The sequence below is a fragment of the Dyadobacter sp. HNCC25DJ186 genome (genome assembly GCF_056895235.1).
The window spans coordinates 626,094-652,690 of record NZ_JBXHAS010000003.1 but is presented as its reverse complement, the minus strand read 5'-3'; the positions used below and the strand labels follow the sequence as shown (position 1 = coordinate 652,690).

Sequence of the window (26,597 nt, the reverse complement as noted above, 5' to 3'; positions counted from 1 at the left end):
TAAATAGGGTTGTGAGAAGAAAATTTTCTATTGATTTCTGCTGATTAAAATGATAAAAATATCTGAGCTACCACTGATCGTTTCGGCTGAGCAGTTTCATGCTGCCAAACAAATTCTACTTGTAGATGTATTGTATGTGGGTGATGCGCCGAGGGCTATGCGCGAGTATATCAAAAGTGCGCATGGTGGATTTGTGTATGATAAAAAAACCTACATGCCGATCACGCTGACCGGAAATCCGGAAAGTCTGATCGTCAATGCTGAAAAGGGAATACATTTCAAATTTGACAAAGGATTTTCAAATGTATATCAGCTGGATGGAAATCTTGACGCTGCGATCTGGCATAAGAAATTATACGATTTAAGCGCTTACGTAAATAGTCCGTCCATAGGATTTGCAAGTGAAGAGGATTTTGTGATCAACCGGTATCTTGTGAATTATAAGGAATATCCAAAAGCACCGACCAAATTGTTGGAAGTACCTCAAAAGATGCCTGCGATCGGTATGAAAGCAATGAAAGGTTTGAAACTTGTGGGGAAATAATACTAACAGTGCCTCTCTTTTTTGGTTAAAAGGTGATGTTCCAATAGTTGATGATCACGTGATCGTGCCATTCTTTTCAAGAAATAAACCTGTCTTTTACAGAAACAGGTCTTTGATCAACAGCTAATTACATTGTATCTGGTCATAAAGGATGTCTATCCAAAGAGGATTTGTAATAGCTGCTTCAACCGCCTCATTGCTGAAAAAGCCATTTGACGCGACGAGCCACCGGTCCGACGGCTTTTTCCGCCGTCGGACCGGTAAAAAATCAGCGAGTTAAAAGACAAAGAGTATTATCATAATTTAGCAACAGGAGTTCTAAAATGTCCAAAATCATTAACGTCGTCAGGATGAAATGTCCTCGTTGCCATCAGGGAAAGCTGTTCACAAAACAGAATCCATACAGCCTGAAAGACGGATTGAAAATGCCCGATAACTGTCCTGTTTGCGGACAGGATTTCAAAATTGAACCAGGTTTTTACATCGGCGCCTTATGGACAAGTTTTCCAATTGTCATTTTTCTGATGACGCTACTATCCGTTTTTTTGCTTGTTTTTATAAAAATGCAGCTTGAATGGTTTTTTGTCGCGATTACGATTATTTTATTCTCCTTACAGCCAATTATCATTCGTCTGGGAAGATCAATCTGGATTAATATTTTTGTTGATTATGATCAGGATGCGGAGAATAAATAGATTAATCTCCGCAAAAATGCGGAGATTAAAGGTCCGATATTTTAGTAATGAATCATTTTTATAATAATTATTTCTTTTAATCTGCTGATTTGAAGTTAATTATGAGGAGGTAATTATTTTAGAAAGCAAATCAACCCAAATTGGATAAGAGAAAATGCGGAGAATAAACTTGCTAATCTCCGCAAATTTGCGGAGATTAGTTATCTAATCTTCGCATAATGCCATGAGTTTATATATCCACCAAAGAAAAAACTGGCCCCAATTTAGTTGGGACGAAGCTGCGCTTTCGACAGTTTTGGGAGAGGTGCGGTATATCCAGGGTAAAATCACCGGGCGAATGGAAGCTTTTGGTTTTACATCAAAATCAGAAACCATACTCAAAACGTTAACCGAAGATGTGTTAAAATCTTCTGAAATCGAAGGTGAAGTTCTGGGGCGCGAAGAGGTGCGTTCTTCCATTGCAAGAAGGCTGGGCATAGAAATCGCCGGGCTCGTTCCTTCCGACCGGAATGTGGATGGCGTGGTAGAAATGACGCTTGATGCTACTCAAAATTATAAAAGTGAACTGACAAAAGAACGGTTACTGGCCTGGCAATCATTATTGTTTCCGTCCGGACGAAGCGGTATGTACAAGATATTGACCGGAAAATGGCGGGACAATGAGAAAGGTCCGATGGAGGTAATTTCTGGTCTGATGGGCAGGGAAACAGTACATTTTGAAGCGCCGGATGCCACGCGCCTGGAAGAAGAAATGGAGCAATTTCTGGCATGGTTTAACAGTGCTGTTAACATCGATCCGGTTATAAAATCCGGAATCGCACATGTATGGTTTGTGACAATACACCCTTTTGACGATGGAAATGGCCGGATCGCGCGGGCGATAGCAGATATGCAGCTGGCCAGAACGGAAGGCAGCGGTGAGCGGTATTACAGCATTTCGTCTCAGATCAGAAAACGCAGAAATGAATATTACGCCATACTGGAAAAGACACAAAAAGGATATCTGGATATAACACATTGGCTGCAATGGTTTCTGTCGTGCATGCGTGATGCGTTGCAGGAAACGGAAGAAACGCTGAATATAGTTTTGCAAAAGGTATCGTTTTGGGACAAACATGCCGCAACGCCGCTTAATGAAAGACAACGTTTCATGATCAATAAAATGCAGGAAGATTTTTTCGGGAAGTTAACTTCTTCCAAATGGGCTAAAATGATGAAATGTTCCCAGGATACAGCAGGCAGGGATATTCGGGATTTACTCTCCAAAAACGTGCTTTTTAAAGAGGATGGTGGTGGGAGAAGTACGGGGTATGGGTTGGTCTGGTGAGGTACAGGTTATTGCGTGATCGAAGTACAAAAGTTTTAACTTAGTTATTATTCAAGCCAATACATTTTATTGAAATTACGTGTTCATTTTATTTATAATATTGAACATGATTGATTTTTATGTTCAGAAAATGGACATATATTTGTAACGTGTTCAAGTATTAGAAAAAACTGGACATGTTATTGAATTATGTACGATCGTAACAAACCTTTTAATGACCTTCTGCCCTTGCCTCTATCCGAGGAAATTGTCAATGATCTTGAAATTCTAAAAAAATTGGTTCTTTCTTCAAGGGCCTTGGCTACCGTAAATAGCAACGTACTGAGATTGCCAAACCCATTGATGTTGGTCAATACCATCGCATTACAGGAAGCGCGAACTTCTACTGAAATCGAGAATATTTTCACTACTGAGGATGAACTTTACAAGGCGATTACCGACACTTTAAAAGAAGGGCAAACAGACACCGCCACCAAAGAAGTGCTGCGTTACCGGGAAGCGATGTGGGCAGGTTACCAGCAATTGGAACTGAAAAATGTGATTGATGTGGATCTGATCACTCATATTTTTCAACAAATTAAGAATACCACCTCCACTTGGCGTTCACCACATGCGCAGGTGGTTATCAAACGTGGGCAGAGTGAATTTCGGGCAGGAGAAATCATCTATACGCCGCCACGGGGAGAAGGGATTGTCGAAGCTTTAATGGATAACCTGATTGACTTCCTGAACGATGACGAAAAGTATGCAGTTGATGCCCTGATAAAAATGTGTATTGCACATTACCAATTTGAAGCCATACACCCGTTTCATGATGGCAATGGCCGTACCGGACGGATTATAAACCTGCTTTATCTCGTTCAAAAGAAATTGCTGATCCAACCTGTTCTCTATCTTTCCAAATATATAATTATCAACAAGGAAGACTACTACTATCATTTAGGGGCTGTTACACAACTTGGAGCTTGGAAGAACTGGATACTTTTTATGTTGAATGCAGTCGAAAATACTGCACTTTTGACCAGCTCGCTTATTGACGATATTATCAAACAAATGGCAGAAACGCTTGCCTATGGAAAAGCGCATATCAAATGGTACAATAAGGAGATTAACGAAGTGATATTTTCTCAGCCTTATTGCAAACCGCAAAATCTTGCCCCCATTTTGCAAAAAACATCCCGTACCACACTTACAAAGTACATGGATGAACTGGTCACTGCGAAAATATTGATCCCGCGAAGACAGGGAAAAGAGGTATATTATTTGAATGAGGATTTGATCCGGATTTTGCAGGGGTAGTATTCTGGCGGCTCGTGATCAACAAAATGCAGGAAGATATCTTCGGAAAACTGACATCTTCAAAGTGGGCCAAAATCACAAAATGTTCACAGGATACCGCCGGACGTGACATTTCAGATTTAATTAGCAAAGGATTATTGACGAAAGATGGGGGGGCAGGAGCAGCGCGTATTTGCTGGTTTGGTGAGTAATCGAATGAAAATGCGAAAAGCGAGAGGATTTATTTACAAGATATTTTAGTATAAAAACGATATGGAAATTACCTATTATTTAAACGACACAGAAGAGGAAAATCTGTTTTGCAATATCATCGCGGACGGGAAAACGATTTCTATTCCATTGGGTTATACTGTCGAAGATGGTGAGTGGGATGAGGAAAACGCAGAAGTATCCCCGGACGATCCTTACTTTTATTCGCTGATGAGTTTCAAAAATTACCTTAACGAAAGATATGAAACATTGTCATTTGCCGGGGAAACGGATGTTTTAAATGTGTTAAAAAGTGAAGTAGAGGCAATTACTGCCCGGGCCGGAATTCAGGGCATTGCGCGTAACATGTTTGACAACGAAAATACGCCGGAAGGTATCCCGGCTTACGATGCGTTTATTGACGCATTTGAAAAATTTTCGGGACTTGAAGATGGCGAATATGAAGCACTTGTGATTGACAACACGCTGGAATTTGGGACAGAAGATGGTGATGATTTTCAAATGGATACCGTAGCCGGGCTGAAAAATCGTTTGCGATCTTTCATCGAAAAGAAATCCTATGCTGAAATGGGTACAATGACCAGCAAATTTATCTGGAGTAAAATTTACAATCACGCCGGCGGAATTGAAAAGCATATTTTCCTTCCTGAAATGCTCCTGGAATGGGAAATATTCTGGGATAATGAATACGAAGAGATTAAAAATGCCGGAGGCGATACAAAAAACCTCAACAAAGCCAAAGAGAAATCATGGCGTCAATTCCAGGTTTTTATGGCTTGTTACAACGATTCTGTCGATATCATCCAGCTCGCATTTGAAATCGATGACATGGAATTATATCCGATGATCGTTACGGTCATGCTAAGAATTTTCGATGCCGAAGTTTGTTTTGACGAATATTGCGAAGCCGAATTCAGCAGTGACGACTGGGAGAAAATTGAAAGTAATGGCGTGCAGTTTTTTGTTAAGGAAGGCGATTTTTGAGGTATTAAAACCGGAAGGCATCTCAAAAATCTTTGTTATTTGAAAAGCAAAACCCGGATTGAAAAAAGGATTATTACAAAATCCTTTTTTCAATTGCTTTGCCCCAAAATTTGCCTAATTCAACCACACCTTCTTCGTTCGGATGCAGGTAAAATGTGCCTTGCTGGCCTTTTTCCGGTTTAAGTAATTTGAGATAATGTTTTTTGAAATATTTAAAAGCCTTGGTATCACCCTTGAAAACCCGTCCCGGATCCGAAGTTTTATAGTCCGAAATCATGCCGTCAATCTCGGGAATATAAGTTTCCAGTCTGTCGAGGCCTTCCTGCAGATATTTGGAACTGTTGTAGGTATTGGCGCTATACCAGATCGGATGATGCACAATCACCTTGCTGCCTGGATATTTTGTTAACAGCTCTGAGATAATGGACTGCATATTTTTCTTGTAATCTTCTTTGGAAACCGGTGAGCCATTCGGCCCCTGTATGGCACTGTCATTGGTCCCCAGTTTCATGGAAAAAACCAGTTGATGATCTTTTTTAAGAAACAGACTATCAGCCGCCTCAATTACCTTCACAAAATACTTCCCGCTACCCGGCAACCAATCCAAAGTAGTAGATCCGCTCCTGCCCAGATTAGCAAAAAGCACATCCTGAATTCCTTTTTCCCCCTTTAAATAATTAACCGCATGTGTCGGCGGCGGAAATCCATTTGGTCCTCCCTTGCCTTGGGTGATGCTGTTGCCGATGAAGACGATGGCGAGGTTTTGGGCTTTTTGGGCTTGGGTGGTTAGGGTGATTAGGGTGATTAGGAGGAGGAGTAGGGTTGGGGTTAGGTTCATGGGTTATTACAGCTTTATTAATTTATTAAAAGATTTAAGCCCTACTTGTTAAGTTTCACTTTAAGGCCAGGTACAGCAGAAATAATGTTTTTGAATTGAATCACATCATCTATTGTCAAGGTTCGTTTAGGAATTACGTTGGCGCTACCATCTGAAACTTTTAAAAGAAAAAAAAATTTAGTTTCTATTACAGAATGTAATTTTTCAAATGACATCTGAATATTAAAACTTTCCCCGGTAATAGTAAAATAGTTTGAATTAATGTTTACCAGCATGTTTTCTACGAGTGGATTTTTTGTCTTTAACAGGTTTGGAACTTGAAGTTTGGCTGTTATTTCGGAAATGAAAATCATAAATAACTGCAAAAATATGGGAAAGAAAAAGCTGAAACTTAGCACAAAACTCCCATTGCTAATATTAAATATTAGTAGGAAAATCATTAATGAAAGGAGGGTAATTCCGATCACTCTAAGTAATTTTACCGAAAATTTTGATTTCGATATCTCAACTAAACTTTCATATAGTTCGTTCTCTGTAAGTTTAAAGGTGGTTGTTATCATTACAACTTTATGTTTATTCAATAAAGAAAATTTAGATTCAAATGAGATATTTTTACCCAACCGCCATCTTCGCAGTTTCCTTCCACATGTAATGCGGAATTGGCTCTTCCAATTTCCAATGAATATTCATCGGTTTTGAACCATAATGATCCAGATAATTTGCGGCTCCTAGAAAGACGTAAGCGAAGGTATTCCCAAATTCGTCATCGTTTCTTTCTCTTACAAAAAGTAAAATGGTTTTCTCTGTCTCTTCCTGCATTATATACGATAGTCCTTTTCCCTTTTCTGGCCTCGAACTATTTTGAGACTGCCAGTGGAATAGCGTTTCGCTGACTGCGTAATCATTGTACAAAGTGGTAGGAGAGTAATTTTCCTCTGTTTTTTCAAGAGTAATCAATAACAATTCCGTTTTCTTGCTATCCAGATTAACTACGCCTTCGCGGTTGCTGGATTTTCTTTCAAATGTGCTGTCGCCAAATGCCGCTAGAATTTGTTCACGCGTATAACGACTATGCACTTTTAAAGGTTGTGGATACGGAAGATCAATATCCAATTCAATGTGAGAAATTTGATCAATTAAAAGTTCTAGAACTTCCACAATCTCATTGACCAGAACCGGATTGTTACCTATTTTCTGAATACTTGTTTGCAGGTTTTCATAACCACCATTGGTCTGCCAAAAGTCATAATGCAACATGGCGAGCATTAGCGTTTCTGATTCATCGAACGTCGCAATATTGATTTGAAAGTTTTCTCTGGCAAGCTTCAAAATAAATGACAAATAGCTATATGAATTACAACAAAGCCATTTCTTAGCAATCCCTCTTTTTACTTCATTTTCGTTGATGGTTGAAAAATCATTAATTTGATTAGCAAGAAAATATAATCGGCTCCAAGTACCCTTTTTGTAAATGGTTTGCAGAGGAATATGATAGAATTCTGTGAAGTTTTTAAGTGTTAGCGGTAAGGTTGTTTGGTGTTTGAAATTTGCAATTTTATTTATCAATTGTTTGCTGTTCAATTGCGTGGCAGCTTTGATATTTTGTAAAATAAAATCCTTAGCCTTTTTTTCTAACACGATGGAGCAACCAAGTGGTAAATGTGGAAAATCACGTTCAAGTTCTTCTTTTGTAGATGAATTGGTTTTGCCAATCAATGCCCTGAATTTACCTTCAAAATCATATTCTGATCTAGCGTTTCCTACAAAATCCAGTACGGTCAGGCAATCTTTTCCTTCAGATAAGCGCAATCCTCTTCCTAATTGTTGCAAAAATACGGTTAAACTTTCTGTCGGTCTTAGGAACAAAACGGTATCAAGTTCTGGAATATCCACGCCCTCATTGAAGATATCGACTACAAATAAATAGTTGATTTCATTCTTTCTGAATCTGGATTTAATTGTTGATCTCAACTCTTCCCGATCATTTCCACTTACAAGATAATCTGCTTTCAAACCGGCGAGTGTAAACTTTTCCGCCATGTATGACGCATGTTCTCTTGTAATACAAAAACCTAATGCACGAACATCTTCATAGTCGCGCAGATATTTTGCACAGTTATTTATTATTTCCCCAACCCGGATATCATTTTGTGTGTAAATCCTTGTCAATTCTCCCGGCAGATATCGGCCGTTTTGCCAGTTTGCGTTCGATAAATCTATGCTATCAGTAATGCCAAAGTACTGAAAAGGACAAAGTAATTTTCGGTTTAATGCCTCTGGTAGCCGGATTTCTGCTGCAATGGTATTATCAAAATCAGCTAGAATATCTGCATTATCCATCCTTTCCGGCGTGGCTGTTAATCCAAGTAAAATCTTTGGTTTAAACTTTTCAAGAATTGGCCGATAACTATCTGCGGTAATGTGGTGCACTTCATCGACAACGATAAAATCATAGTAGTTTTCTGAAAGTGTTGTTGTTTCAATTCTGTTTTTTAAAGTCGCAACGGAAGCAAATACAAATTCATAGCGATCCGGTTCCAATCCGTCTATCCAAAGTTCGCCAAAATTATTATCCCTTAAAATCCCTGCAAATGTTGCTCTTGCCTGAATTAAAATTTCCTTCCTGTGTGCAACGAAAAGTAGTCGGGCGTTGGGATTTTTGGTATAATATCGTTTAAAATCAAATGCTGAGATAACCGTTTTACCAGTTCCAGTTGCCGCAACCAAAAGATTTCTATATCGATTATGAATTATTCTTTCAGCAGCTAGTTTTTCCAGAATTTCTTCTTGAAATGGAAACGGATTTAGTTCAAAATAAGATGTAGCCTCGTTTTTATCTCTGTTCTTTTCTCTTTTAAGCGCAACTTTAAGTTTTTCAGTATGTTCGCCAAGTCGGAATATTTCAAATTCATTATCCTCCCAATAAGTCTCAAAAGTTTTAGAAAACTTGTCGATAATATGCCCAACTTCCTGCGTTGTAACTTTCAGATTCCATTCCAAACCACTTGTTAAAGCACTTCGTGATAAATTAGAAGAACCGATATAACCTGTATGAAAACCGGTATTTCTGAAAAATAAATAGGATTTTGCATGAAGGCGCTCGTTTTCGGTATTGTATGAAATCTTAACTTCTGTATTGGGTAAACCTGCCAAAAATTCAACAGCATTTAGGTCAGTTGCTCCCATGTAGGAAGTTGTTATTACTTTTAGAGAATTTCCTTTACTGGTATATTCTTCCAACTCTTTGATGAAAATCCGAATGCCCGACCATTTGATAAAAGAAACCAAAAAATAAATCTTGTCTGAGGAAAGAATTTCTTTTCTCAATTCGCTTTCCAGAGAAATCCCAACATTTGAGCCGGTAAATAATTCGCTTTGACTTAGGCGTGTGTAAGGTGTGATCTCTTTTAAACGTTTATCAAAATCAGAAAATGGTGCATCAATTTTTGAAAACACTGCATTTAAAATTCTTCCATTAATTGTAATTATATCATCTTTGAAATCTTCTTCATCCAATTCATCACGTAATAGCCGAATGATTTTGTTTGAGATCTCAATTTGCCTTTCAATGCTATTATCGCGTGTTATCGACCTCAAACCACGGTTAATAACTTCATTCAAATAATGACTTAAAATTTTTGCAGCCTCACTTTTTTCAACAATTGTTTCCCTAACAAAAAACTCTTTCTGGTTTATGCTTTCAAGTTTAGTAGAAATCAGTTTGGTAATGAGTTGCTCGTAAAGACCCTGTTGCATAAATTGAGGATTATATTATTCGCCTAAAATAGCGTAATTAAAACAACTAAGTTCTTCTGGCACAAATTTTACCCGGTTGAACATGTAAATCAACAACGCCAAATCAGTAGTCAAAATGTTCATCATCTCCCTAACCTACACCGTCCCACTCGAAGAACTCGACGAGCACATGGCGGCGCACATCAAATACCTCAAAAAGTATTACAAGAAAAATATATTCGTAGCGTCGGGTAGGAAAGTGCCTCGGGAGGGTGGTATTATTCTGGCACTTGCTGATTCGGAGGAGGAAGTCAGGGAAATTATAAGCGAAGATCCGTTTTTTAAACGCAAACTGGCGGAGTTTGAAATCATACAATTTTTAACTTCGCAATATCACCCGGATCTCAAAGCTTTGCTGAAAGTCAAGTGAAAATTCAGCTTAACGCGATAAAAAAAAGTCCCGGACTTCTGCATCCGGAACTTTATCTGTAAACTAACCATACCTAAATCATACTCCTTCCAACGCCCACTTGATATGCCCCATGTGGTGGTTTGCGTGCCAAACCGCAATCGCCAGAGCATCTTTTTGCGAAAACCAGATTTGTCTTGCCGGATGGAAATAACGGATATTTAATTGCTCCTCTGTAAGTGACTTTGCAAATAATACAAACCGTTCATTAATACCTTCCAGCGCAAGCAGCGAACCGGAAACCGGAGCAGAAAGTGAATCCGGCATGTCCGACCAGGCATTCATGTCTATAAGCGTCAGTTCTTTGTTTTCAGGTTCTGAAATGGCTTTTTTTATTCGCAAATAGTATAAATAGTGAATATCTGCGACGTGATGAACAATTTGCCGGATGGTCCAGCTGTCTTCACGATATTTTTTCTCCAATGCTTCTTCAGATAGGTCTGCGACAAGCGCGCGAAATTGTGATGGGATCGTGTCGATGATCCTGATAAATGAATCCAGCTCTTGGGCGGAATAATTTTCCTGTTTTACAAAAGGGCCGATTGGAAATTTACGATCTGTCATTCTGATTAACGGCGTAGGTTTAATAATAAAAAAGTGGAAAAAAGGCATCAGTTCCCCCGATCTCAAAGGTAATGATCCTGCCCGTCTTTTTTGCTTTTAACAGCTTGCAGAAACACAATTTTTGTATCGGTTTGATGGATAAAAAACAAAAAGGTTCCCAACCAACTGGCCGGGAACCTTCCGCTTACCTAACTCTAATAAACCCTCAAATTTATCCTGCTCCCAAATATTCGGTAGTCAGATTTTTGTCTGTTTCGCGAATACGTCTTCTCGCGATTGGAATCTGCGCCCCACCGCTCATGAGTATTTTGTCGCACTGGAGGCGTGACACGACATGGTCCGGATTGACCATAAATGATTTGTGTACACGAAGAAAATCGGCGTTTAAAATTTTCTGTAAAGTCTTCATCGTCTTGGAAATCAGGTGACGTTTTCCTTCCGTGGTATGCACGTAGGTATAGTTGCCTTCACCTTGCATATGTGTAATTTCATACGCCTCAAGATAGAAAACTCTGGTGCCCTGGTGGACAGTGATAACGTTTCTGCGTTTCTTACGGGCCCGGCAAACGACACCAGGAAATGTATGGTTAATGGAAGTATTCATAATTTTGAGAATTGAAAAGAATGCTGTCGATATTGACTTGCTAAATGAACCTATTCAGTCTTACTTGACTTTTTAGAAGCTAAAAGTTAATCCACTTTTTTAAGCTCCGTCACGGAAGTCTGCGTTCCCAGCATATCACTTTCGACAGATTTTACAATGCCTACGCCTGGTGCGGTCCATGCGCTCACCAATCGCAATTCGTTGGATTGTTCCTGAAGTTCGCCGTTGAGAAACGTTTTTGTGATGAGCTCATAACTGTATTCCCATTTACTGCAATTGAAAGTTCCGGCCGGCGTAGTGATACGCTCAACCTTTTTCACAACACCGTCATCATGCGTAAGTACGGCGTCTATTTCAGTGGTAAACTCTTCTCCGTCTTCTTCAAAAGCTAGAACCAGATTCAGCTTGATCGGTTCTCCCTTAAACGTCATTTTACTTCCGACAACAGCATTATTTTCCAAAAGCTGGTATTGTGGAAACCCTGAGATCTTGACACTTTTGACAAAATCGCTTCCTTTGAATTCTTCCAAAATGCTTGCATACGCAGCAGGCAGCGGGATTTCATTGGTAGTGACACCATTTTTACTGAATGATTTCATCATCACCACTGTTTCGTCATCATCTTCGGAAACCTTATTTTCAATGTCGTAAACGGTTATTCCGGAAGAATCTCTTACACTTTTAACGCGCGTAACCTGCGTGGCAACGGAGCCGTCTTCTTCCTTAATCTGATAAGTGTAAGTCTTTCCGTTTGTAGGAATGATGGCTGTTGCGTCGGTTTTAGGTCCACCGTCACCAACAACATCGTCGTCATTACAGGAAATCTGGGTAAAAACGGTTGCTGTCGCCAGCAATACGAAGGCCAGCTTTTTAGCTGAGAAGAAAGGAGTTTTCATTTTTACTTTGTTAAACATGGCTAAAATTAAATTAAGAATTAAGTATTAAAGCATTGTAATTCGATTGAACGGACTGGTTTATACGCTAATGAAATGTATAAGACCGGTCGGCCTGGATTAACAGATGGAGGGTGAGTGAAAAGTATCCGGTCACAGAAAGGCAGCCTCTGATCAGAATAAATTTCAACCATTTCTGCTGAATCAATGGAGCTTCTCCTACATGATCAACTGTCATCTGCTGAATGAGTTTATTCAACGGAACGTTGACGTTCACCGCCAGCATCAGATCCGTGGCGAGCAAAACAAATGAAACCGCGAGAAAGACATAACCCAGGATCCCGGCCGACTTGTCGGCCATTATGAGCCAAATCAGAATGAAGGCTAATCCGGAAGGATATAAAATTTTGAGCGGCATTGCGATGATATTGTCCGTTGCTTTCCGGATTTCGATGAAACTTTCAGGTGGCAGGTTCTTTAAGACCTTGTAAAACGAAAGAATATAAAATCCGCCCTGTGAGGCCAGTGTGAAATAAATCACGAAGCTGAGAACTTTAAACAGGAAAAATGGGTCCATAATTTTCATGGACGTTGATACTTAGGCGTATTTATTCCCTGAAAACTTATGCGGTAATTTTCCTTAAACAATGTGGATAAATTTCTTTTTGACATGGCTAATGATGATTTTTATTAAAAGAGAGTATCTACAAAAAAATGGTTGGAATGAAATTGAAAAGATTTTGATTTTGAGGATGGAACAATGTAAATGGAAACTTGTTTTTTCATAATTGTTTTGATTAAATGAGCGATCTGAGTACCTGTTTTTTTTGCAATGTTAGCGTAAAAAAATGAGTTGGAAATGGGAGGTAACGCGCTTGTCGACGGACAACGTTTTTCATCGACTAACGGATAATAATCGCTTTTAAATGGCTATAAAAAGTATCAATGATTTTGGGTATTTAAAAAGAAAATTTTCTTTAAGTTGTTGGTGTGTAAGTCCCTTACTGTATCAGGAAATCAGTTCGAGGTATGTTCTGCGACATAAAAAAGTTATTCAACCCTGAGCGAAACTTAGTTGCGGGAAAAGTATTAGTAGGCTATTTTGAAGCGGCGCTGGCAGTCGGATTTATAATTACGCCCGATCGGAAGTTCTTTTCCTGCGATATCTACGGCATGTGTTTGGTAACCTTCGATTTTGGGAATGGAAACGATGAAAGATCGGTGGATTCTGATGAAATCGTCTTCGGGCAGAAGCTCTTCCAGCATACTGATTTTTTGTTTTGAAATTAACACTTTGTCTTTCAAAACCACCTTTATATAATCCCTCAGACTCTCAATCCAGTAAATATCATTTACGTTCACTTTGACCATCTTGCGGTCAACTTTCAGGTAAAGAAAAACATCCTTATTGCTTACCGAAGGCTTTTCTGCAATACTAATTTGACGGTTACTTACTTCAAATATTGTAAAAACTTTATCCATCGCCCGTAGAAACCTGTCAAATGGGATCGGTTTCAGCAGATAATCAATGGCATCCAGATCAAATCCTTCAACGGCATAATCCTGATAGGCTGTTGTGAAAATTACTTTCGGAGGATTTTTTAAGCTGCGCATCAGCTCAGTGCCCGTCAGACCCGGCATTTTAATATCCAGAAATATCAGATCAATTTTTTGCTGCTGTAATGTCTGGAATGCCTGGATCGCATTTTCACACTTCGCTACGACTTCAATCTCACTAAAATTTTGAAGGTATTGTAACAGTACCTCAATGGCATGCGGTTCATCGTCTACCAAAATCGTTTTCAGTTTCATATCGGTCCGATTTGCAGTCTTTTATCCAAATTTATTTCCAAAATTACAGCAAAAATATCCTCTTCTTCAAGGATTCTAAGCTGATGTGCCGAAGGGTAAAGGATCGCCAGCCGCTTCCTCACGTTCGCCAGTCCAATGCTTGCATTATTTTTTTCATTGTCCTTCTTCGGGCGCTGCTCAGGTTTACTATTTGATATTTTAAATTTCAGAAAGTTGTCTTTTACCTGCAAATCCATGTTGATCCAGGCCTCTCCGACTTTTTCACTTGTACCATGTTTAAAGGCATTTTCCACCAGTGGCAGAATTAAAAGAGGCACAATCCGCTGTCCGGGCTCCAAACCGTTGATGCTCAAATTCAAATCAAGCCGTTCTTCATATCTGATTTTTTCGAGCGCGACATAACTTTCTATTATTTCAACATCACGTCGTAAATCCACAACATCTGCATTTGCTTCATACAACATGTAACGCAAAATTTCCGAAAGGCCAATTACAACGGAGGGCGACTGGGGCGATTGTGTCAGCGTCAGTGCATACAGGTTGTTGAGTGTGTTAAAAAGGAAATGCGGATGCAGCTGTCCCCTCAATAAAACCAGTTCCGCTTCGAGTGCGGCTTGTTGTTTTTCATACCACATTTTGAAAAATTTTATAGCGACGGCAACCCAGACAATCAGGTTTGCCTGTTCGAATGCATTTAATATGTATGTATACCGGAAAAGCTGCTCTTTAAAAGTACCATCCAGTTTATGCCAGACAAATGTTTCATCCTGTTTTTTAACAGCCTCATAAACAATAGGATCAGCTACGAGAATTTCGATTAATCTAAAAAACAAGGTGAAAAGGATCACGCAAAAAATCAGAAACAGGGTGAGTTTAAAATACTGTTTCGTGTGAAGAAACCGCGGGATGCCAAAATTTGCGATCGTGTAAAAGTAAACGATATGTAAGGGCATGAAAAACGAAATCATGACAAACGGAAGCTCGAAGCCAGGCAAACCCACACCATACATACCAGCCAGCAAAAGCATAGCAACGAACCAAAAAACGCAGTGCTGAACAATTCTTTTGGATGCAAATTTCAGGATCAGACGGCGGTTCAACTTCATAGATCAAAGATAAATAAAACGAAAATGCCCAGCGTTCGTCAAAGTATGTTCGTCGACAAAAACAGCATTCATGTCGACGAACGGCAACAATATTGAAAGGTCGCCGACACATTTATTTACTTTTCAGATTTCAAACCAGAATTACGGAAACCAAATTTACCTTTTTTCGTATCAATGTCGTGTTTTACCTTGATGTGGTCTGTTTTACACTGCCTTTCGATCGTGGGAGCCAATAATTTTGCAATTCAAGCGAGGAGATAAAATTATGGTTTATGACCAGGAACGGTCTTTTTTGAGAATGGCGCAATCAACCCCTTAACTTGCCGTGTTTGCCCCCTTTCTAACACAATTTCTGACGCTACATTTGTATCCTCCCACAAAGCCTAAACAATTAAAAATATGAAAACTTTGAAAGTGATCTTGTTCGTTATCGTTGCCGTAGTCGGCCTGGTACTTATCGCTGCATTGTTTGTTAAAAACGATTATAGGATTGAACGTGAAGTGGAGATCAATAAACCGGCTGCCGAAGTTTTTGATTATATCAGGTATGTGAAAAATCAGGAGCATTATAATAAGTGGGTCATGATGGATCCGGATGTGAAAAAGGAGTTCAAAGGTTCGGATGGTTCGATTGGTTTTGTATATGCCTGGGATGGAAATGACAAAGCCGGAAAAGGCGAGCAGGAAATCACTAAAATCGAAACCGGGAAGGAATTGGATCTGGAAATTCGTTTTGTAAAACCCTTGGAAGGAACAGCTCACACCAAAATGATAACGAGATCGGCCTCAGAAAACCAAACCATTGTTTCCTTGTCGATGGCAGGTTATAGCAAATATCCGATGAATGTGACCAATCTTTTCACCGATGCTATGCTTGGGAAGGATCTGGAAAAGAGTCTTTTGAACCTGAAAAATATACTTGAAAAATAAATGGTTATATTAAATTTCGTTATCATCAATTTTTAAAATAAAGGAATCATGACAAATCATATTTTCGTCAACTTACCAGTTAAAGATGTGGACAAATCTGTGGCTTTTTTTACAAAACTCGGTTATACTTTCAATGCGCAGTTCAGTAGTGAAAAAGGAGCTACGATGAACATCGCTGAAAATATTTTCGTGATGTTTAGTGAGGCATCTTTTTTTAAAGAATTAAGCCAAAAGGAGATTCCTGATACGAATAAATATGCCCAGGTTGGCATCGTCCTGTCGGCAGAAAGCAGAGAAGAAGTGGATAAGGTCGTGAATCTGGCTGTGGAAGCAGGTGGAATTGCGCGGGATGATATTCAGGATCAGGAATTTATGTATGGACACAGTTTCGCGGATCTGGACGGGCATTTGTGGGAAGTATCATGGATGGATCCGGCTGCATTTCAGGGTTAATTATCGTTTTCAATGAAGACAACACCATTTTATTCAACCGTAAAGCTATTTTAAACTATGAAAATTGCAGTAACTATCGTTCGTGTTCTTATGGGGTTGATGTTGATGTTTTCGGCAGCCGTTTTTTTCTTCAAAATAATACCTGTTCCGGAAATGACCGGACCTATAAAAACTTTTAATGAAGGACTTGCCGCTTCCGGTTATTTCATGCCATTCTTAAAAGCTGTTGAGACGATCGCCGGTATCGCATTAGTTGCTGGTTTGTTTGTTCCATTGGCAACGGTTGTGCTTCTGCCGATCACGGTCAACATATTTTTGGTCCATCTTTTTCTGGCTCCCGACGGTTTACCAATCGCTATTTTCATGTTTGGGGGAAATTTATTTTTGGCCTACTATTATAGAAGACATTATTCTTCGATGTTGGTCATGAAATAATTCTGCCCGAAAAAGAGGAGTGGATTAATGTATTTCGTATCATGTAAATGGTTTTGTAAATACCGATCATAAGCTGTCCCTGAAGCCAAGCCTTCAAACCCGAACGTATAAAGAATGAAGTTATGAAAAATGATAAAAATAAGAATCAGGTAAATTTGCTTGACGCGATAACCTACGAATATATTTTTGTCATTTCTTCAAAAGAAGTGGAAGCAGATGTACGTATCGTCAGACACAAAGTTCATAATCTTATTTGCTTGTCAGGTCAGGTATTAGACTCGTTTCCGCACATTTCTTTGTATTATTTTTACAGCGCAGGTGACATGGATTCGATTTTGAAGAAAAGTCTGCAAGCTCTTTCCGGCATTAAATCATTTCCGGTAAAACTGGATGGTAAAAAGTGTTTTGGCGGCGAACAGTTTGGCAGAACAATGTATATCAAGGTTGGAAAATCCGATGCATTGCATAATCTTCAGGGTGCCTTGCAGATGGCGTTTCTAGAAAATGGTGAGAAACTTGACCCGCATTTAACGGTAGCGAGAGGAAGCAGAGCAAATAAGTATGTGCTGATCGAACAGAGTTTATCGGAAGTTGAATATTGCGGAGAATTTGATTGTCAGCAAATTACCCTGTTAAGAAAAAGACTGGGTGAGGAGGCTCCTTACCAGCGGGTGCGAATTATTAATCTTGAAGGTTGACAGCGCATAGTGTATCCACAAATTATAAAATCCTATGGTAGAAGTTTTTAAAACTAACGTTAAATACCAGGAAGAAGCAGCTGAAATTGTCGACCGGATTCGCCGGGCTTTCGATGGCTATGATGCTAATTTCGATCTTGAAGATTGCGATAAAATACTTAGAGTTTGTTCGTTGACAGAAGATATTGAGCCGAAATTAATTATCGGACTCGTTAGTAAAGCCGGGTTCTCTATTGAGGTTCTGGATGAGGATATGAATACAATATTACCAGTTTTTCCCGATAATAGAGGCGATCTGATCATTTTGACTGCATCGTTGTCGCTTTTAGTATGATAGATAATTTGGTGCAAGCGAGTCTGATTTTTGAATAAACGGACATAAAGTACATCGCGCCTGGCACTGTTTCCATTCTCAACGTAAACCCTTCCTCCGGTACATAAAAGAATGTTTAACCTATAAAAATTCTTGTCGAATGAATACGGAAATGAAACGAATCAAAAAGTCAATCCTGATTAATGCTCCTAAGGAAAAAGTATGGGACGTATTATTTACCGATCGTTACACCCGAATCTGGTATACAGCGTTTGGTGACGGCTCCCGGGCTAACACGAATTGGGAAGTCGGCAGTAAAGCCATTTTTTCAGATGAAAGTAACAGTGGTTTAATCGGAGAAATAATTACGAACGAGGCGAATGAAAAGCTTTCTGTTGAGTACAAGGGAATACTTTACAACGATACTGAGGATTATGACAGCGATCTGGCTAAGCAGGTAAAAGGCGGACAGGAGACATATCATATTTCAGAGGAAGATGGGATGACCTACCTGGAAATTGAAAGTGATATGGGAGCAGAATATTTCGATGAAATGTCGAAGGCCTGGGTAATCGCGTTGGAAAAAGTGAAAGTGCTTTCTGAGTCGTGATCGGGGTAGGGTATTCTTTTCTTTTTAAACGCTATTTTGATGAAATAGCTACACTATTGCTGCAATAATTTTGACCTTGACTGCAGCGATTTGCTAAGGTGTTTTAAGAGTCAAGACGAATAGGGTTCACCGACATCAAATTTGTAGCGGCACTTAGGTGTTATTGTTCCAGCTGATTTTTTACTTCTTGTACATATTCTGAAGTCAAGCCAGTCAGATTAGCGATTCGAAGGATGTCAAAATCTGTGTTTAATAGAAGATTGGTTACAAAAAGACGATTTCTTTTTTCTTCGCCCTTCTCGATTCCACGCTCTATACCTTCTTCAAAGGCTTCCTCTCGTTCAAGCATTTTTATGGTTTCAATGATTCCCATTGCGTGTTTATTTCCGGTTAGTATGCCAACTTCTCTTTCAAATTTACTATTTATTTTCTGATTATCAATGTGGATGAAAGTCTTCAAAAAGAAAATAAACCGCCTGATCTGCTCATTGTTGTACCGCTGACTTTTGATCAATGCCCGGGCAATTGTAAGTCGTTGTTCAGCAAGTTCATCTTCCGGGATTTTGTCAATCAGCAACACTTTTTGCGCCGCCAAAACAATCAGAGCAAACGGATTTGCCATTCCCAGAAGTTGCCTCTCAGTATGGTCCAGAATGTGGTAAGCATTAAATTTGTAACGGATTTCAGTTCCAAGGAAACTTTTGTGAAAAGAGTCAGGACGTTTCTGGTTTTTACCACCCGTAAATACTGCAAGCGCAATAATGTCGACATTGTATCGGTCATAAATCCGATACCAGTATTGAAACATTCGCGCAGCAAAATCCTGAGTCCCCTCGCCCTGAATTTCGAGATGAATTAAAATCCATTCTTCCCGTCCGTTAAGGAGATAGGTCTTGACAAGCATATCCGCAAACCGGCTGCCCCCCTTCTTTTCAAGCTCAGGAAATAATTCGTTCAATTCTTTATCCATGAACTCAAAACCTCGTTTTACGTCGAAAATGGATTCGGCATCTTTGAAGAAGAATGTGAGTAAATCAGGAAAAGCTTCTTCAAAAGCACTTTTTAAAAGGATATCATTTTTTCTACGCATCGTGTCAGTATACTGCGAAGCGACGATATGCTGCCCGTATTTAATACGTATCAAAATAAAATGGTCACATTGCGTATTATTCGTAGAAGATAATTGCTTAATTACTTATCGGACAAGAAAAAAACAATCGTTTTATTTTTCAAAAATGTTATAAAAATGAAAAGCTCAGACTTACCATCGCCACATATTTCACTGTTGTTTACTGATTTAAGCGGAACGAGGCATAAAGGATTCTACAATCAACTTTTAAATGTATTTGTCGAAACAGTTGGCCAGGAGACCTCAGAAGAAATCGGTATCAGTTATCCTGTCGAAAATATACTGGAATGGGAATATGAAGACGATCAGGAAAGTTCGGACCCGGATATAATCGAAATATTATAGTTAAAGGAATAACAGAAGATTGAAAGGCCGTTCAGAGGTAGCAGCTTTTGGTAGTATAAAGTCCAACGATTATGAAGATTTTAAAACTCAAATCGCTCTTTGATCCATGCCTTTTGATAAGTTTTATTCATTTATAACATGATTCCTTTTAACTTTATTTCTTAACGTTGAGTAGTGGTGCGTAAAGAACCCTGGATATTCCGGGGTTCTTTATTTTTTAGGACTACCAGCCAATGCCATAGTCTTCTCCATGATTGCTTGAACCGCCCCACAAGGTACCGTGGATCCAGTCGAAATAAATGGCGTTTATTGGTCCGCTGGTTCGTGGTTGATATGAATTTTTATAACCCATTCTCGATAATTCTTTTCTGGTCCAGTCAGGCATGGTTTCATTCAGAATTAATCCGCCTGGCTCTTTTTCGTGATCTCCAAAACTGGCATACATTTGTAGTGTTTTAAAACTTGGTGCTTCGGTTGCCTCCTGGACGGTCATGCCAAATTCGACAATATTTAAAAAGAACTGAAGGAGCAACTGATCTTGTTCGTCTCCCGCTTGTTTGGCAAATGTTAAAAATGGCTTTCCATCTTTCAAAGCAAGGCTAGGCGTCAAGGTTACCCGTGGACGTTTGCCTGGTTCGACTACGTTAAATGGATTTTCCTTAGGATCCAAAACAAAAGATTGCATACGCTGACTTAATCCCACACCTGTATTTCCCGCAATACAAGCCGGAACCCATCCGCCACTCGGCGTTATCGAAACAACCCATCCTTCCTCGTCGGCTGCTTCCACAGAAGTTGTACCTGCGGTGAATTCTTCCATAAATTTATCATCCAGGCCGTTGACATTTCTTTGTGAAACCTGTTTAACTCCCCAGTTTTTGATCTGATCCGTATAAGGATTCGTTTTTCCTTCAAAAGGATACGGATCACCCGGCATCGTCTTCGGATCGTTTTTCTCCCAATTAATTTGTTTGATTCTTTCCTTCGCGTACTCTTTTGAGAGCAATCCTTTCATCGGTTCTTCAGGAGCAAATGCAGGATCACCATAGTAATAATCCCTGTCGGCAAAAGCGAGGTTCATTGTTTGGTATAAAGTGTGGATATATCTGGAAGAATTGTAGCCCATACTTTTCAAATCGAAATTTTCCAGCATATTCAAAGCCTGTAACATGACAGGACCCTGCGTCCAGGCCTGCATTTTATACACTTCAATGCCCTTATAGGTGGTCATGAGTGGTTCTTCAATTTTAACTTTCCAGTTTGAAAGATCCTCTTCTGTAATTAGCCCTCCCTGTTCCTGACAACCCCTGGCAATTTCTTTGGCAATGTCACCTTTGTAGAAGCGGTCGTAGGCTGCGTAAATCGCTTCCTTTCTGGTTTTACCTTTTTTCAAAGCCTGCGTTTCGGTATCAACCAGTTTTTGCAAGGTTGCCAGAAGATCTTTTTGAACGAAAACTTCTCCGGCATCGGGCGCCTCTCTTTTTTCTCCCAAATGTGGCAAAAAGACTTTTTTTGAATATGGCCACTGCTTGATTTTATCTTTGCCACGCTCGATGGAATTCGCAGTTTGTGCTTCAATAGGGTATCCCTCGGCCAACTGCATCGCTGGTGCCAAAACCTGTTTCAGGCTCATGGTGCCATACTCAGCAAGCATTGTCATCAACCCGCCGGCTGTCCCGGGCGTTGTTGCGGCAAGAGGACCAAGATCTGGTGGATATTTCATCCCCTTATTTTTGAAGAAATCGGCGGTGGCTCCTGTTGGTGCTACACCCATAGCATTGATCGCTATTACCTTTTTTGTTTTGGGGTTATAAATTAGCGCCTGCGTTTCGCCACCCCAGCTCAGTACGTCCCACATCGTGCAAGTGGATGCCAGCATGGCGCAGGAGGCATCAATTGCATTACCCCCTTTTGCAAAAATCATCGCTCCCGCTGTTGCAGCGAGTGGTTTTCCGGTAATGGCCATCCAGTGTTTACCGTGCAGGGGAGGTTTCTGCGTGGTTACCGGAAAGTTGTTAAACGCCTGTCCAATTGATTTGTAATGAACGCCGGCAAGCGCAAGTGTACAGAGCAGAAGTTTCAATTTCATAATGCTGATATATTTTAAGAAAATTTCGAGAAACCGGTTTAGGCGGAGTAATTGAATTCTTTAAACTGAATTTTCAATACTAAATATAGGGAAAAGAGCTGAAAGATAGAATCAAATAAATCCAGATATCTCGCAATAAGGGTGTTAGTGAGAAAACGAGAAAAGTGCTAAAAACAAAAACACCTGCACCCAAGTGAAAACACCTGTTTTTAATAATCACGTGTTTATGGTCTGTTCCTGACCAAATTAAATCATGAACTTTGACCTGTTAATCGCTGAAAGACAGGCTGAAACAGGTGAGAAAAACAGAAGTTGTGTATGGGAGGTACATAAGTTTTGTATTGGATAATTACCGGTTTCATACTTGACAAGTCTGAATTTACGGCAACGGCCCGATAATCTAATGTGCACAAGGATGTATCGACCTGAACCCTGGATTTTGAACCGCGTGAACTTCTTTTAGTCGATTGGCTGCGCAGCAAAATTTTGAAAAACTGCCCTGAAAGGACAGCGTGAAAAATCAATTAAACTATTTCTTTAACTTTTAAACGATTACCAAAATGGACCAAATTGGAAAAGTTTCGTTACATAACGGAGGAGGATTCGTAGTTAAAATAGAGTTTGAATATATGGACCAGGAGGGAAACAGAAAAACCTCAAAAACCGGCAGCGATATTACGCTAGGCCGTACACAGACGGTTGATCCAGGCTCGCTTGATGTACCTAATGGTGCAGTAATCTGGCTGAAAGCAAATGTAGTCGCTGGTAAAGACAATACTGCAAGTCAGGGTTTTATCTATGAATCGGGAAATGGAAGTACTGCCAACTACACCATAACGGGAACTACATTGAGCAACACCATGGGGTTGATCAAAGTTACATCCGATGCGGTAGCGGCAAGCTAATTCCGGAGCAAAACCGGGAATAAAAGGAACCTGTATCATTTACCTGGGGAGGATGTTGGGATAAGAAATTATCACAACTTACATGATACAGGTTCCTGTTATTTTATGCAAAAAATATAAAAATCTTGAATTGTATGAGTAAGCTGACATCACATCAGGATTTATTCGATTCTGCGTATATAGACAAGAGGACATTATTTTGTCGATTACGGCCTTTTCGATTCTTATTGCTTTGATAAATAATAACAACCGATCCAAAGTTTGTGATCTGCAAAAAAGGTTATCTGGTAAATAATTGAAATTCAGCATTAAAATGGATGCAAGTTTAAAATGTCGTAACTTTCAGCAATAACCAAATAAGGTAGATTATGAAAGTAAAGATCGTTACGAAGGAAGATTTGCCGAAGCCTGGTTCTACTGTCAAATTCAGGATTAAAAACACACACCAATGGCGTCCCGGCTATCGCGATGCCGAAGGAAGCGATTTCATCGAAGCTCCACGCGGTATAATTTATCGATACTCCTGGAATCAAATCGATGAATATATGCTTGTCGAAGTAACAGAAAATAATATTTGAGAAGATGAAAAGGAGGCTGGAGTCTCCTTTTTTGTTGTCTTTTTTCGTAGTTTTTTTCTTAATTATTTCATTACTTTGATGCCCATATATCAAAAAAGAAAGTTATGCCTGTTCAAAAATACAATGATCGTGTTCGCGTAAAAGTTAAAAATAATGCAGATACCTGGCTTATTTTGGAACATGAGAATATAAAAAAAGGAGCGACGGTCAAGTTTACAGGCAAGGTGAAATGTAGGAATGAGAAAACTGGTGAAGTGAAGTTTTTTAGTGAAAATAGTTGTGAACTGGCCTGAGTCATATCTTTTACCCGGTTTTTTTCTTTATTAAATCAGGAAGCCGGGCTTATTTGTCTTCATAATTCATTGAACAACATATCAACTTAGTCTGCTATTACCAATTATCTCTGAAGGTAAGCTACGTGTATGAAATTACAGTACAGAAATTATTGTTCTTTTGCCTGCTTTTGTCAAAATTAGTTCGGTGCTACTAAATGTTTATTTTCTTAAAATAGTAAATCAATTCAGAAATAAATTTTTGAAGATAAAAATTGGATTTTATTAGGCATTCATTAATAGAATTGATTTAATAATCAGTATGTTACAAAAGGATGTACAGGTTAATTTTATTTATTCCAATGATATTATTTTCCAACACCTTTACCGTTAAATAAGTTTAGCTTTAATTATCTAACGGTATTTTTTAGACTTGCATTACAATTAATCCTCCGCTATCAGTTTAAAACAGTGCATCAAAATACCGGCCGTGACAAGCCGGTATTTTTTTTAAAAATGTGTGCTTCAACCTAAAATATTATAATCGAAAAGAAATAGCCTTTCTTTCTTTTGAAAGCATATTTTACAATGATCAAATAGGGAAAATGATTCCGTGTTGCAAGTGCTGACTGTATGTATCCATGGCGCAATCCCGGATATTTTAGGACGAAAACTAACAGACTTACTGAATGCTTTTGGGGCTATCAGGTTGTGATAATCCTTCAATTGCGTCTCCAAATACTCATTCTTTCCCCATTTCCCCAGTTTACATTCTTCCAGAGTAGTTAAAAATAGGAGGATTGATTTTTTAATTGACTAGCTGCTCGAATGAGCATAGAAGAGGTATCATTGAAATCGTCTCGGGTTTCTGGGACTATTTTTAATAACGTTGAGTAAAATATTTAAAGGGTCCGGAAATATCCGGATCCTTTTTGTTAAATCTAAATTTAATTTTTCCACGTATGTATGAATTGAACAAACTAGGAGCTTAGAATGAAAGTGTTAAATGACCCGGAAGAGATTAGTAAAAAACCTACAATTAGGAAAACAGATGTAGTAGTCCACCTTAAAGGTGAAAGTATCATCGTACCGCCCAAGACGATTACTTTGCTGGAAGGTTTAGGGAACTATACCATCATTCACACCGAATCAGGTCAGCGTTTTGTGGTCAGTAAAACGCTAAAATTGGTATCGCAGCATTTAAAAAAGAATTTTATCCGTGTTCATAAAGCTTATATCATCAATTCTGATTTCATTGTTTCAAGAGTTGATGATGACCGTTTTCTGAAACTTGCGGGAGGGAAAGAGGTGGCAGTAAGCAGGAGAAAAATAAAAGAGACAACGTTATTGCTTAATTCAAGATAGGTTTTTAGCAGCGTTGCGGAAACTACCATGATCAATGCAAAATTGTTTTGAACCTGTTAGTTTTAGTCTGCAATTTTGAAGTAATGCCTTATGCAGGCTTTGGACGGGAGTAGGTTTTCAGCGATTAAGGAAGCGAAACCTATTCCCGTTTTTATGTAATGATGAAGATCGGAAGGTGGAAATTTGTGTGTTTCTTTGTAATAATCTTACTGTCAAAGGTTCAAAGAATTTATTAGCCACAATTGTCAGATCCGAGGCTACCAATTGTTATGCATCAAATATTAAGAGAACATATTGAAAAAATAGTGCCGCTTACGGACGATGAATTTGCATTTGTTTCCAGTCACTTTATCAGTAAAAAATATAAAAAACACCAATTCCTGATCCAGGAAGGCGAACCGGTGAGGTATCATTATTTTGTAGTATCCGGACTTTTGAAGCTGGTTTACACCGATGATACTGCCAGGCAGCACATTGTCTCTTTTGCGATGGAAGATTGGTGGGAAAGTGATTTTTATGCTTTTTACACCCAGACCGAAGCGACCATGTCGCTGGTTTGTTTGGAAGATACAGAGGTACTGTGTCTGACGCTCAGCGACTATAAAAAGTTATGTGATGACGTTCAAAAAATGAACCGTTTCTTTCTTGAAAAAGCGAATTTTGGTTTTCTGGGAGCACAGCGGCGCATCATTTCCTGGCTGACATCAAATTCGCAAGAGCGGTATGAACAGCTCCTCAAACAATATCCCGCTCTTATCCAACGCGTGCCAAAAAGTCTCCTCGCTGCTTATTTGGGAGTATCCCGCGAAACGCTGAGCAGGCTTTCTTCATAGTGTGATGTACCTCACTCAATAATCGTGAGGATTGTCAAGACTTGGTTTCAACCCTTATCCGGAACTTTGCAGCGTAAATTTAAATGTCGTCACAGACACGAACGCAAACGCAAATAGTAATGGAAAAGAAAATAACCAATCCCTGGAAATGGCAGGATCAGCGCAATTATGTGCAAGCCGTAGAAGTCAAAAATGTAGAAAGCACTTTGTATGTTTCAGGACAAACAGCGATCAATGATGATGGAATATCAAGTGATGAGGACATGGAATCTCAATTAATCAAGGCTTTAAGAAATCTCGAAAAGGTTATCAATGAGGCTGGATTTACTTGTAACGGGATAGTCCGTTTGAATATTTATACGACATCAACCGCGGAACTCTGGCCACATTTCAACATTTTTCAGGACTGGATCGCAAAGCACGATATCAAACAAGCGACTACGATGCTCGAAGTTACCAGTCTTTTTGAAACCTTGAAAGTCGAGCTGGAAGCTACTGTGGTAAAATAATAAGTTAGGGTTTAGAAAAGAAGCTGTGTTTTCTCGGTTGGAAACACAGCTTC

Annotated in this window: 31 protein-coding genes; 20 read left to right on the top strand and 11 right to left on the bottom strand. The window is 39.3% G+C overall.

The features are described 5' to 3' along the window. Nucleotides 1-49 precede the first annotated feature (49 nt). The 6 genes from AC1XUO_RS12600 to AC1XUO_RS12575 all read left to right on the top strand — a co-directional run bounded on the left by AC1XUO_RS12600 (nucleotide 50) and on the right by AC1XUO_RS12575 (nucleotide 5,059). Entirely contained in the window at nucleotides 50-544 is a 495-nt protein-coding gene (locus AC1XUO_RS12600; protein WP_483330171.1) for a hypothetical protein, read from the top strand. Between the two features lie 323 nt (nucleotides 545-867). Then, a complete protein-coding gene (locus AC1XUO_RS12595) occupies nucleotides 868-1,239 on the top strand; it encodes a DUF983 domain-containing protein (protein WP_483330170.1) in 372 nt (123 codons plus the stop codon). 223 nt (nucleotides 1,240-1,462) lie between these two features. Continuing rightward, nucleotides 1,463-2,566 (top strand): Fic family protein, encoded by a 1,104-nt coding sequence (locus tag AC1XUO_RS12590; RefSeq protein ID WP_483330169.1) that lies wholly within the window; start codon nucleotides 1,463-1,465, stop codon nucleotides 2,564-2,566. A gap of 189 nt (nucleotides 2,567-2,755) precedes the next feature. Next, nucleotides 2,756-3,865: a Fic family protein gene (locus tag AC1XUO_RS12585; RefSeq protein ID WP_483330168.1), complete on the top strand. Its 1,110-nt coding sequence runs from the start codon at nucleotides 2,756-2,758 to the stop codon at nucleotides 3,863-3,865. A 26-nt stretch (nucleotides 3,866-3,891) separates the two neighbouring features. Then, nucleotides 3,892-4,056, top strand: coding sequence for a hypothetical protein (locus AC1XUO_RS12580; RefSeq protein ID WP_483330167.1), 165 nt, complete (start codon nucleotides 3,892-3,894; stop codon nucleotides 4,054-4,056). 61 nt (nucleotides 4,057-4,117) lie between these two features. Beyond that, entirely contained in the window at nucleotides 4,118-5,059 is a 942-nt protein-coding gene (locus AC1XUO_RS12575; protein WP_483330166.1) for a hypothetical protein, read from the top strand. Between the two features lie 73 nt (nucleotides 5,060-5,132). On the opposite strand, the gene AC1XUO_RS12570 is transcribed toward AC1XUO_RS12575, so the two are convergent. From AC1XUO_RS12570 to AC1XUO_RS12560, 3 genes are all read right to left on the bottom strand, one after another. Next, nucleotides 5,133-5,897, bottom strand: a complete 765-nt coding sequence (locus AC1XUO_RS12570; protein ID WP_483330164.1) for a GDSL-type esterase/lipase family protein — start codon at nucleotides 5,895-5,897, stop codon at nucleotides 5,133-5,135. Between the two features lie 41 nt (nucleotides 5,898-5,938). Next, complete coding sequence (locus tag AC1XUO_RS12565) at nucleotides 5,939-6,250, bottom strand: YcxB family protein (RefSeq protein WP_483330162.1); 312 nt, start codon at nucleotides 6,248-6,250, stop codon at nucleotides 5,939-5,941. Between the two features lie 259 nt (nucleotides 6,251-6,509). Then, the gene (locus tag AC1XUO_RS12560) at nucleotides 6,510-9,653 is read right to left on the bottom strand and encodes a DUF3427 domain-containing protein (protein ID WP_483330160.1); all 3,144 of its coding nucleotides are present in this window, start codon (nucleotides 9,651-9,653) and stop codon (nucleotides 6,510-6,512) included. Nucleotides 9,654-9,768: 115 nt separating this feature from the next. Between AC1XUO_RS12560 and AC1XUO_RS12555 the strand changes: the two genes are divergently transcribed. Then, nucleotides 9,769-10,062, top strand: coding sequence for a YciI family protein (locus tag AC1XUO_RS12555; protein ID WP_483330158.1), 294 nt, complete (start codon nucleotides 9,769-9,771; stop codon nucleotides 10,060-10,062). 78 nt (nucleotides 10,063-10,140) lie between these two features. Here AC1XUO_RS12555 and AC1XUO_RS12550 read toward each other — a convergent pair whose 3' ends face one another. The 6 genes from AC1XUO_RS12550 to AC1XUO_RS12525 form a co-directional block, all read right to left on the bottom strand. Continuing rightward, nucleotides 10,141-10,665, bottom strand: a complete 525-nt coding sequence (locus AC1XUO_RS12550; RefSeq protein ID WP_483330156.1) for a YfiT family bacillithiol transferase — start codon at nucleotides 10,663-10,665, stop codon at nucleotides 10,141-10,143. Between the two features lie 211 nt (nucleotides 10,666-10,876). Further along, complete coding sequence (locus AC1XUO_RS12545; RefSeq protein ID WP_483330154.1) at nucleotides 10,877-11,269, bottom strand: LytR/AlgR family response regulator transcription factor; 393 nt, start codon at nucleotides 11,267-11,269, stop codon at nucleotides 10,877-10,879. A gap of 86 nt (nucleotides 11,270-11,355) precedes the next feature. Beyond that, nucleotides 11,356-12,165, bottom strand: a complete 810-nt coding sequence (locus tag AC1XUO_RS12540) for a TapB family protein (protein WP_483330153.1) — start codon at nucleotides 12,163-12,165, stop codon at nucleotides 11,356-11,358. 85 nt (nucleotides 12,166-12,250) lie between these two features. Continuing rightward, nucleotides 12,251-12,748: a hypothetical protein gene (locus tag AC1XUO_RS12535; protein ID WP_483330152.1), complete on the bottom strand. Its 498-nt coding sequence runs from the start codon at nucleotides 12,746-12,748 to the stop codon at nucleotides 12,251-12,253. Between the two features lie 503 nt (nucleotides 12,749-13,251). Beyond that, the gene (locus tag AC1XUO_RS12530) at nucleotides 13,252-13,974 is read right to left on the bottom strand and encodes a LytR/AlgR family response regulator transcription factor (RefSeq protein ID WP_483330150.1); all 723 of its coding nucleotides are present in this window, start codon (nucleotides 13,972-13,974) and stop codon (nucleotides 13,252-13,254) included. Beyond that, nucleotides 13,971-15,080, bottom strand: a complete 1,110-nt coding sequence (locus AC1XUO_RS12525) for a sensor histidine kinase (protein ID WP_483330149.1) — start codon at nucleotides 15,078-15,080, stop codon at nucleotides 13,971-13,973. Before AC1XUO_RS12525 ends, AC1XUO_RS12530 begins: the two co-directional genes overlap by 4 nt. A 399-nt stretch (nucleotides 15,081-15,479) precedes the next feature. Between AC1XUO_RS12525 and AC1XUO_RS12520 the strand changes: the two genes are divergently transcribed. From AC1XUO_RS12520 to AC1XUO_RS12495, 6 genes are all read left to right on the top strand, one after another. Further along, entirely contained in the window at nucleotides 15,480-16,010 is a 531-nt protein-coding gene (locus tag AC1XUO_RS12520) for an SRPBCC family protein (protein WP_483330148.1), read from the top strand. Nucleotides 16,011-16,058: 48 nt separating this feature from the next. Then, nucleotides 16,059-16,463, top strand: a complete 405-nt coding sequence (locus tag AC1XUO_RS12515) for a VOC family protein (RefSeq protein WP_483330146.1) — start codon at nucleotides 16,059-16,061, stop codon at nucleotides 16,461-16,463. 57 nt (nucleotides 16,464-16,520) lie between these two features. Next, a complete protein-coding gene (locus tag AC1XUO_RS12510; protein ID WP_483330145.1) occupies nucleotides 16,521-16,898 on the top strand; it encodes a DoxX family membrane protein in 378 nt (125 codons plus the stop codon). A 122-nt stretch (nucleotides 16,899-17,020) separates the two neighbouring features. Beyond that, nucleotides 17,021-17,596, top strand: coding sequence for a 2'-5' RNA ligase family protein (locus tag AC1XUO_RS12505; RefSeq protein ID WP_483330144.1), 576 nt, complete (start codon nucleotides 17,021-17,023; stop codon nucleotides 17,594-17,596). Nucleotides 17,597-17,630: 34 nt separating this feature from the next. Then, on the top strand, nucleotides 17,631-17,930 hold the full coding sequence (locus AC1XUO_RS12500; protein WP_483330142.1) for a hypothetical protein: 300 nt from the start codon (nucleotides 17,631-17,633) through the stop codon (nucleotides 17,928-17,930). A 151-nt stretch (nucleotides 17,931-18,081) separates the two neighbouring features. Further along, nucleotides 18,082-18,519, top strand: a complete 438-nt coding sequence (locus AC1XUO_RS12495; RefSeq protein WP_483330141.1) for an SRPBCC family protein — start codon at nucleotides 18,082-18,084, stop codon at nucleotides 18,517-18,519. Nucleotides 18,520-18,679: 160 nt separating this feature from the next. Here the strand turns inward: AC1XUO_RS12495 and AC1XUO_RS12490 are convergent, their stop codons facing one another. Then, nucleotides 18,680-19,663 (bottom strand): RpnC/YadD family protein, encoded by a 984-nt coding sequence (locus tag AC1XUO_RS12490; protein WP_483330140.1) that lies wholly within the window; start codon nucleotides 19,661-19,663, stop codon nucleotides 18,680-18,682. Between the two features lie 102 nt (nucleotides 19,664-19,765). Between AC1XUO_RS12490 and AC1XUO_RS12485 the strand changes: the two genes are divergently transcribed. Beyond that, nucleotides 19,766-19,993, top strand: coding sequence for a hypothetical protein (locus tag AC1XUO_RS12485; RefSeq protein WP_483330138.1), 228 nt, complete (start codon nucleotides 19,766-19,768; stop codon nucleotides 19,991-19,993). A gap of 223 nt (nucleotides 19,994-20,216) precedes the next feature. Here the strand turns inward: AC1XUO_RS12485 and AC1XUO_RS12480 are convergent, their stop codons facing one another. After that, on the bottom strand, nucleotides 20,217-22,082 hold the full coding sequence (locus tag AC1XUO_RS12480; protein WP_483330137.1) for a gamma-glutamyltransferase family protein: 1,866 nt from the start codon (nucleotides 22,080-22,082) through the stop codon (nucleotides 20,217-20,219). 560 nt (nucleotides 22,083-22,642) lie between these two features. On the opposite strand from AC1XUO_RS12480, the gene AC1XUO_RS12475 reads away from it, so the two are divergent. From AC1XUO_RS12475 to AC1XUO_RS12450, 6 genes are all read left to right on the top strand, one after another. Beyond that, the gene (locus AC1XUO_RS12475) at nucleotides 22,643-22,987 is read left to right on the top strand and encodes a hypothetical protein (RefSeq protein WP_483330135.1); all 345 of its coding nucleotides are present in this window, start codon (nucleotides 22,643-22,645) and stop codon (nucleotides 22,985-22,987) included. A 368-nt stretch (nucleotides 22,988-23,355) separates the two neighbouring features. Beyond that, nucleotides 23,356-23,565 carry an SH2 domain-containing protein gene (locus AC1XUO_RS12470; RefSeq protein WP_483330134.1) on the top strand — a complete coding sequence of 70 codons (210 nt, stop codon included), beginning with the start codon at nucleotides 23,356-23,358 and terminating at the stop codon, nucleotides 23,563-23,565. Between the two features lie 104 nt (nucleotides 23,566-23,669). Beyond that, on the top strand, nucleotides 23,670-23,858 hold the full coding sequence (locus AC1XUO_RS12465; protein WP_483330132.1) for a hypothetical protein: 189 nt from the start codon (nucleotides 23,670-23,672) through the stop codon (nucleotides 23,856-23,858). Nucleotides 23,859-24,830: 972 nt separating this feature from the next. Next, nucleotides 24,831-25,202 carry a LytR/AlgR family response regulator transcription factor gene (locus AC1XUO_RS12460; protein WP_483330131.1) on the top strand — a complete coding sequence of 124 codons (372 nt, stop codon included), beginning with the start codon at nucleotides 24,831-24,833 and terminating at the stop codon, nucleotides 25,200-25,202. Nucleotides 25,203-25,471: 269 nt separating this feature from the next. After that, a complete protein-coding gene (locus tag AC1XUO_RS12455) occupies nucleotides 25,472-26,035 on the top strand; it encodes a Crp/Fnr family transcriptional regulator (protein WP_483330130.1) in 564 nt (187 codons plus the stop codon). A gap of 119 nt (nucleotides 26,036-26,154) precedes the next feature. After that, a complete protein-coding gene (locus AC1XUO_RS12450) occupies nucleotides 26,155-26,544 on the top strand; it encodes a RidA family protein (protein ID WP_483330128.1) in 390 nt (129 codons plus the stop codon). Nucleotides 26,545-26,597: the final 53 nt, after the last annotated feature.